The sequence below is a fragment of the Pseudactinotalea sp. genome, assembly GCF_048594945.1.
In the GTDB taxonomy this organism is placed as follows: domain Bacteria; phylum Actinomycetota; class Actinomycetes; order Actinomycetales; family Beutenbergiaceae; genus Pseudactinotalea.
On sequence record NZ_JBMDXJ010000049.1, the window covers coordinates 1 to 6,945 of the forward strand.

Here is a 6,945-nt window from a genome sequence, read left to right on the forward strand (position 1 = left end):
TACATCGCCAGAACCCTTTTCTGAGCAGCGAATCTGGGGCGTGAAGGTTCGCGGCCGCACCTACGCGATCAATGCCATCTATGAGCGCGTCGGTGACGAATGGAAGTTCGTCAACCCGCTCTATCGGGGCGGGTACATGAACTCTGACGGTCGGCCGCTAGCCCTGGAGTCGGGCGTTCACGCCACGCTGCGCAAGCTGGAGCATGAGGTGCTGGCCGAGTACATCAACCAGCACCCCCGATGGTCCGCCGTCAGCGAGCGCAAGGGCCTCGAAGTGGAGATAGCGGAAGCCTACGGCGAGGAAATCCTGGCTCGGGAGAAGATCGCTCGCTTGCGGAACCGGCTCGCCATGCTGCGCTCGCGGTCAACTCAACTGCCCACCACTTGCTGAACGGCTTCGAGCGTCGGAGAACGCAAAGGCGAAACGCCCCCAGTGGGGGCGTCGGAGCGGGATGGGTTCCCGCTACCTGATGAGCCAACCTGTGCGGAGGAAACGATGTTCCGATTCAAGCGTGAGCCCAAGATCCAGACAGCCTCTTGCCCGGCTGACGTGTGGGTGTACGGGGTTTGGCCCGACGCGACGGGCCGATTCCTCGGCGGCGACATCGAGTCCGCGACGGCGCGAGGCTTCGCCTCGGACTTCGCGGGCGTGATCCATCACCTGTCGCGTGCGTACTCCGGGCTCGAAGTGGCCTTCGCTGTCCGGGTCCCGGCCGCCGAGGACGGCACGCCGGCGCCCGGGTGGCGAGAGATGTGGGACGACGGGGGGTCCGTGGCGCGCCTGTCCCGCATGGAGGGCGGCTACGTCCGCGTCTGCCCCTACTTCGAGGACCCCAACGCCACAGAGCAGCTTCCGGCGTAAGTGCGGTGACGAGAGCACGCACGGCACGGGGCGCGTGCGTGCTGTCACCACCGCAGAGAGCGGCTGGAGAGGCAGGAGCAGAGACGAATGAAGATCACGGTCGAGGTACTGCGGACGCGGACCATCGAGGAGCGCGTCGAGGTCGAGATCACGGTGAAGAAGGCGGTCGCAGAGGACGCCGACGCCTTGCACGAGCACGTGGCGGAACTGGAGACGAACGGCACCCTGGCCACCTCCGTGCAATGGGAGCAGACCGACGAGTCCACCGAAGTGCACGAGGTGCACGCGCTCGACTGACCGGCACCCACCACCGACACCCAAGCACCTGACGAGAGGACTACCACCATGCGCAAGATCAACGTTCAGACCATCAAGAGCCACGCCGGCGAGATCGGCCGCGCCCTCGTGGGCGGCCTGATCGGCGGGGCGATCGGCCTCGCCGCCCTGGCCATCTACACCACCACCGCGAGCGCGGAGGAGCGTCCGGCCGGCCCCGGTGACGGGTGGGTCCTGGTCGACGACGAGCCCACCTTCGCCGAGGACCACGGCGGCACTCCCGGCGCGACCTGCTACATGCAGGAGACCCACGACACCGCGCGCTACTGGTGCACCGACGGCACGACCGCCACGAGCTGACCTGAGCCGCCTGTAAGAGGCGGTGGGGTGCGCGACCGCGCGACGTTCGCGCACCCCCACGCTTCCGCAGTCGTCGGAGCGACCACACCACACAAGGAGGCCCACCCATGGGCAGAGGAACACGCCGCAGCGTGCTGCACACGCGCGAGCTGGAGGACGGCTCACGCGGCTGCTACATCTACGGATGCCGCGCGGTGGCGACGCGCTGGATATCCATGCACCGCTTCGGACAGGCCGACTGGCTGAAGACGAGTTACTGCCAGAACCACGGCGATGGGAGCCTGTACGACCCTTGCCACTCCCACCGTGTCACCCCGGCTTCCGGCGCCGGCGCGCCGGTCGTGAGCGCACAGACGATGCGGGCGCTTCGCCGGGAGCGCATGGTGCTCTCCGTTGTGGCCGAGTCGCCGGACGGCACCACGGTCAGCGGCGTCGTCATCGGCATGGGCTCCCGGCTGTGCGTCCAGATCCCGGACGGCGGCGGCCTGGTCGAGGACATCCGCCCGGAGACCGTGCGCGAGCTGGAGGTGCGGCCGTGACCGCCAACCTGCACGAGTTCCACTGGCTCCCCATGGAGCCCGGGGAGCCCCCCGCGCTCGTCCACCTTCCGTGCGACAGCGAGGTCGTGGGCTTGATCCTGTCGCCGACTAGCGGCGACAGCCTTCAGACCACGGTGGACCTCGCCAACGACCACGAGTGCGAGCGCGGGCCGGGGGTGCGGCCGTGACCGCCATCTACTGCGAGTGGCCTCCGCGGGAATCCCAGCGCGTCGAGGTTCGAGGCGCCCCGGGGTTCTCTGACTTCTTTGGCGACGTGACGTGTGTTGCGCGGCTGGCGGGGCCACTCCTGGTCGTCGTTCACGACGGGACCGAAAACCATGTGGTCCCCGCTGCCTGCGTCTTCCTTGACGCGGACGCCCCCCGCCGGCAGCTCGCTGCCGACTACCGAAAGATGAAGGCCCGATGACTTTCACGGCGAAGATCGAGACGCCCACGGGCGTACTGGCGGCGACTGAGCACGAGACGGCCCAGGAGGCGTGGGCTCACCTCCGCACTGTGCGGCAGGCGGCGGAGGACGCCGTTAACTACCCGATGGAGAGCGAGCGCGCCTACACCTACTCCGACGCGATGGTGGCACTCTGGGACCTTTCCGTGAACGTCCACCTCTGGGGGGATCGGCGCGGCTCGCACCTGGAGCGGCTGACGGGCCGAGACGGGACGGGTGCCATCGAGGCCGAGGTGCCGGGGCGCGAGGGTCAGGGAGCGCCCGGTCTCCGGTTCTCGGTCCGGGCCGTCGCACCCCACCCCCGGCACGTGGCCCCTGCTGGCTACCGGATGCCCGCCCTCGCGGTGCGCTTCCAGGAGCACGCCGGCGCCTGCGGCTGGGAGCACAGATACGCCTGGCACGAGGCCGATGCGCCGTTCGTGAAGGTTGGGGCCATGCACCCGGAAACCGGCGAGACGTTCAGGGCGACGTGGCACGGGCGCGACCAGAAGCCGGGGCGACTGCGCCTCTTCGGTCGCGTGCTGCATCAGCCGTCCCACGGCCATGCGTGGGTCTACGCGTCCTCCCTGCGGGCTGCCATGTCCAAGATGGGGGCCTCGTGAGTGCGCGCCGGCTCAGCTGCGACGGCCGTTCTCGGCGCCACGACTCCGGCTGTGCGACGGGCGTGTGTCAGTGGCGCGTCGAGTGGGTTTCCAACAGGTCGGGCATGCCTGGGATGGGGGTCAAAGAGGGGCGCGGTGCGTGCCATGCCCATCTTCACCAGGTGGTGACTTCGGCGGTGGCCGACGCACACAGGGTGGGCCTGGTTCGTGTGCTGCCGCAGGACAGCGAGGCCCGGTGACGGGAGCGAAGGTTCCGTCGGGAGAGCGCAAGCAGGGCGAACTTCGGGAGATGGCCCAGGCCGATCTCATGCGTGGCATCGCGAATGTGCTTGGGTACCACGACCCGGCCGAGTACGGCGTGGAGCTGACCGAGGGCGAGAAGAAGCGATACCTGGCTCTACGACAGACGCAGGCTGACCGAGTGGCGCGGCTGCTCGGCTTCGAAGAGGCATGGAGCAACTGATGAGTGATGTGAACCTGGACGACCCTGCCACCACCGCGGAGATCGAGTGGCCACAGATGCGGTCGTACGCGTCGGAGGTGGCGGGGCTGCCCGATAAGTCCGCCGTCGCCTTCGCCGACTGGCTCAACTACGAGTGGAATTCCTGGGACGACGAGGAGGCCACTGTGCGTCAGGTGCTCAATGGCGCTATCGAGCATTGGTGCGGGGGGCGGGTCATGCCGGCCGGCGCGGTCGAGGACGGCGAAGACCTGGTGGTCGAGATGAGGGCCGTTGTCCGGGTGCGCCGGGCTGACTGGTCCCTGGCCTACGGCACCGGCGACTCGGTTCGTGAGGTGGTGGACGACGTGACGTCGTACTTCAACAACGCCATCTCGGAGGCGCGCGTGTGGGAGGAGGTGGCCGGCGGCCTGGAGCCGAAGACCGCGCGATGAGGTTCCGGCAGGGGGAGCGCTGTACCCCTGCCGGGGCGCCACCGCGCGGGCGCAATGACTGGCTCCGATAGTGGAACTTGACACCGTGAATCGCCAACGTGTAACTTGACATGCACGTCGAGAGAGGGAGCACATGAGCAGCGAAGTGCAAGAGATGGTGGCGGCTGTGAAGGCGGCGCTCACCGCGCACGGGTGGACCGAGGAGCAGGCCGCGGAGGCGGTCGAGCTGATCGGCGAGGCAGGGGGGCGGCGAGTCGGTGAGGCGGTGCTCGAAGTGCTCACCACGGACCGGCAGACCTGCCGGTCGCAGGAGACGGTGACGTACGCCGAAGCTGCTCGCATGGCCGTGCGCCAGGCGGCGCGGCTCGGCCAGCGGGACACCCCTCCGACGTGGGGCCCCGGCCCCATCGAGTGCCGCGTGAAGCCCTGCCCCATCGGCCCGTGGGCGGGTCGCCCGTGATCGTCGGACTCGTCGGCAAGGCCGGCGCAGGCAAGGACACCGTGGGTCGCTACATGCGCCCCATGGGCTGGCGGCGAGTTGCGTTCGGTGACTTGCTGAAGGATGCCCTCTACGCGCTCGACCCCACGGTCTCCCTCGGTGGCGCTCAGGTCTCCACCCGCGCCCTGGTGGACGCCATCGGATGGGACCAGGCGAAGGTTCACCCCGAGGTGCGCGGGCTCCTTCAGCGGCTCGGCACCGAAGCCGGCCGGGGAGTGCTCGGCGAGTCGGTGTGGGTGGACGCGCTGATGCGCCAGATCCACGACCGCGAGCCGACCGTCGTCACCGACGTGCGGTTCCCCAACGAGGTCCAGGCCATTCGAGGCCGGGGCGGGGTCATCGTGCTCGTCCGACGCGTGGGCCTGGAGGCCGGCGAGGGCTGGCGAGCGCACGCGTCGGAGGCGCTGGCCGATGCGGTGGACCTGGCCCCCGACATGACCGTCCTGAACAACCCGGACGTGATGAGCAGGCAGGAGTTCGGCATCGCGGCGGCGCGGAGAGTCGGCAAGTTCGCGGACGAGCGAGCGGCGGCCGGCGCATGAGGATCACGCCACGAAAGGACGAGGTGGGCCGCGTTGTCGAGCTGCTGGAACAGGACGGCTGGTCGTCCGCCGAAGACCTCGCCCGAGCGGTCATCAAGCTGTGTGCGGGTCTCATCGCGGCTCGCGGCGCGTTCGCCGTTGCGCACACCTACGGCGATGGCGCCGCGGGTCTGAACATCGGGCCCTTCGGCACCGAGGCGGACGCCGCCCGACTGGGCGCGCTCCTTGGGGGAGGGGAGGGGGCGACGTATCACGTCGTGGCTCTCGCGTCCCCGGCGGCGATGCTCGCCAATCAGCACGGAGGCGGCGCAGGAGCGAAGGCCCCATGGTGCGGCGCCGAACGGTGCGGACACGCCCCCTTCGCCCACTCGTCGGCAGGCACCACGCGCGGTGCCTGCCTCATCTGCGAATGCAAGGAGTACCGCAAGTGATCGAGAAGACGACCGTCATCCCACCCGAGGCCCGACGGCAGGCGCACATCACGCCGACCGCCGGCCGAGTGCACGTCGCCGTCACTGCGGACGACACGCAGTGGTGGGACACCCTGCTCGACCCGTCCGACGCGATGGCGCTGGGCCTGGAGCTGATCACGCAGGCGCTTTCGCTGGCGTCGGCGTCGGCGCCGAACAGTCGCCTCGCCGACTTGGCGGCAGGTGACCCGCTGGTCGTCGTGGCCGGCTGGAAGACGAGTCACTACCGCGTCACCCGCAAGGGGCGTCGCTATATCTACGTCGAGTCGTATGGCCGCGAGATCGGCTACGACATGAAGACCGGCGAGCCCTCCGGCACGCGACACGGGTACACCGAGCGCGCCTGCACCGTCGAGGCGCACGAGTACCGCATGCGCCAGTCCGAGGCGTGGACTCGGCACAGGGAGGCGATGAGGCGGGTCGATCGCCGTGAGGTGTCGCTGTCCCCGGCCGCGCTGACCTGCATCGCCGCCGTGATCGAGGCCAGCGAGAGGTCTGCGTGACGGCAGACATCAGCACACGAGAGGGGGTGGAATCATGACAGCGCAGTTCGCACACCTGCATGTGCACACCGAGTACAGCACGCTCGACGGGGCGGCCCGCGTGCGGGACCTGGTGGCCGAGGCCGCCCGCCAGGAGGCGCCGGCCGTGGCCATCACGGACCACGGCCAACTGCACGGTGCCTACGACTTCTTCCACCAGGCCAAGGGTGCAGGCGTGACGCCCATCATCGGCATCGAGGCATACGTCGCCCCGGGGTCGCGTCGCTCCACGGACCGCGTCCAGTGGGGCATGCCTGAGCAGCGCCGCGATGATGTGTCGGGCGGCGGCTCCTACACCCACATGACGATGTGGGCGCGGAACCGCGACGGGTTGCACAACCTGTACCGGCTCAGTTCGACGGCCTACGCGAACGGCATGCTCCACAAGCCCCGCATGGACCGTGAGTTGCTGGCCGAGCACTCCGACGGGCTGATGGCAACCACCGGCTGCCCCTCCGGCGAGGTGTCCACCCGCATCCGGCTGGGGCAGATGGACGAGGCGCTGAAGGCCGCCGGCGAGTACCAGGACATCTTCGGCCGCGAGAACTTCTACGTCGAGCTGATGGACCACGGCATCGACATCGACCGACGCGCCCGCGCTGGCCTGGAGGAGCTGGCACGCAAGATCGGTGCGCCTTTCGTGGTCACCAACGATTCGCACTACACCTACGAGCACGAGTCGGCCGCGCACGACACGCTCCTGTGCGTTCAGACCGGGGCGCAGCGGGCGGACGAGAAGCGGTTCCGCTTCGACGGCTCCGGCTACTACCTGAAGTCTGCCGCTGAGATGTACGCGATCGACGCCTCGGACGACTGGCAGGAGGGGTGCCGGAACACGTTGGCCATCGCCGAGCGCATCGACACCGAGGGCATGTTCGAGCCGCGGAACCTGA

14 protein-coding genes and 1 other RNA gene are annotated in these 6,945 nt (G+C 69.1%); all 15 read left to right on the plus strand.

The features are described from left to right. The coding region (locus ACOJSN_RS02340; protein ID WP_420110900.1) for a hypothetical protein at positions 1 to 391 on the plus strand (391 nt) is incomplete at its 5' end. Between the two features lie 26 nt (positions 392 to 417). After that, positions 418 to 485, plus strand: an RNA gene (locus ACOJSN_RS02345) — hammerhead ribozyme type II. Between the two features lie 11 nt (positions 486 to 496). Beyond that, complete coding sequence (locus ACOJSN_RS02350; RefSeq protein ID WP_420110901.1) at positions 497 to 862, plus strand: hypothetical protein; 366 nt, start codon at positions 497 to 499, stop codon at positions 860 to 862. A gap of 87 nt (positions 863 to 949) precedes the next feature. Further along, positions 950 to 1,159 (plus strand): hypothetical protein, encoded by a 210-nt coding sequence (locus ACOJSN_RS02355; RefSeq protein WP_420110902.1) that lies wholly within the window; start codon positions 950 to 952, stop codon positions 1,157 to 1,159. Positions 1,160 to 1,207: 48 nt separating this feature from the next. Next, positions 1,208 to 1,498, plus strand: a complete 291-nt coding sequence (locus ACOJSN_RS02360) for a hypothetical protein (protein ID WP_420110903.1) — start codon at positions 1,208 to 1,210, stop codon at positions 1,496 to 1,498. Positions 1,499 to 1,605: 107 nt separating this feature from the next. Next, positions 1,606 to 2,037 (plus strand): hypothetical protein, encoded by a 432-nt coding sequence (locus ACOJSN_RS02365; RefSeq protein WP_420110904.1) that lies wholly within the window; start codon positions 1,606 to 1,608, stop codon positions 2,035 to 2,037. Then, on the plus strand, positions 2,034 to 2,225 hold the full coding sequence (locus tag ACOJSN_RS02370) for a hypothetical protein (protein WP_420110905.1): 192 nt from the start codon (positions 2,034 to 2,036) through the stop codon (positions 2,223 to 2,225). The genes ACOJSN_RS02365 and ACOJSN_RS02370 overlap by 4 nt, the downstream gene beginning before the upstream one ends. Before the next feature lie 235 nt (positions 2,226 to 2,460). Continuing rightward, entirely contained in the window at positions 2,461 to 3,105 is a 645-nt protein-coding gene (locus ACOJSN_RS02375; RefSeq protein ID WP_420110906.1) for a hypothetical protein, read from the plus strand. Between the two features lie 235 nt (positions 3,106 to 3,340). Beyond that, positions 3,341 to 3,568: a hypothetical protein gene (locus ACOJSN_RS02380; RefSeq protein ID WP_420110907.1), complete on the plus strand. Its 228-nt coding sequence runs from the start codon at positions 3,341 to 3,343 to the stop codon at positions 3,566 to 3,568. Beyond that, the gene (locus ACOJSN_RS02385) at positions 3,568 to 3,999 is read left to right on the plus strand and encodes a hypothetical protein (protein ID WP_420110908.1); all 432 of its coding nucleotides are present in this window, start codon (positions 3,568 to 3,570) and stop codon (positions 3,997 to 3,999) included. The genes ACOJSN_RS02380 and ACOJSN_RS02385 overlap by 1 nt, the downstream gene beginning before the upstream one ends. A 133-nt stretch (positions 4,000 to 4,132) precedes the next feature. Beyond that, positions 4,133 to 4,459: a hypothetical protein gene (locus tag ACOJSN_RS02390; RefSeq protein WP_420110909.1), complete on the plus strand. Its 327-nt coding sequence runs from the start codon at positions 4,133 to 4,135 to the stop codon at positions 4,457 to 4,459. Next, on the plus strand, positions 4,441 to 5,040 hold the full coding sequence (locus tag ACOJSN_RS02395) for a hypothetical protein (protein WP_420110910.1): 600 nt from the start codon (positions 4,441 to 4,443) through the stop codon (positions 5,038 to 5,040). The genes ACOJSN_RS02390 and ACOJSN_RS02395 overlap by 19 nt, the downstream gene beginning before the upstream one ends. Before the next feature lie 23 nt (positions 5,041 to 5,063). After that, on the plus strand, positions 5,064 to 5,471 hold the full coding sequence (locus ACOJSN_RS02400) for a hypothetical protein (RefSeq protein WP_420110911.1): 408 nt from the start codon (positions 5,064 to 5,066) through the stop codon (positions 5,469 to 5,471). Then, complete coding sequence (locus ACOJSN_RS02405; RefSeq protein ID WP_420110912.1) at positions 5,468 to 6,013, plus strand: hypothetical protein; 546 nt, start codon at positions 5,468 to 5,470, stop codon at positions 6,011 to 6,013. Before ACOJSN_RS02400 ends, ACOJSN_RS02405 begins: the two co-directional genes overlap by 4 nt. A 34-nt stretch (positions 6,014 to 6,047) precedes the next feature. Continuing rightward, positions 6,048 to 6,945, plus strand: an 898-nt coding sequence (locus ACOJSN_RS02410; RefSeq protein ID WP_420110913.1) for a PHP domain-containing protein, incomplete at its 3' end; no start/stop codon positions are given.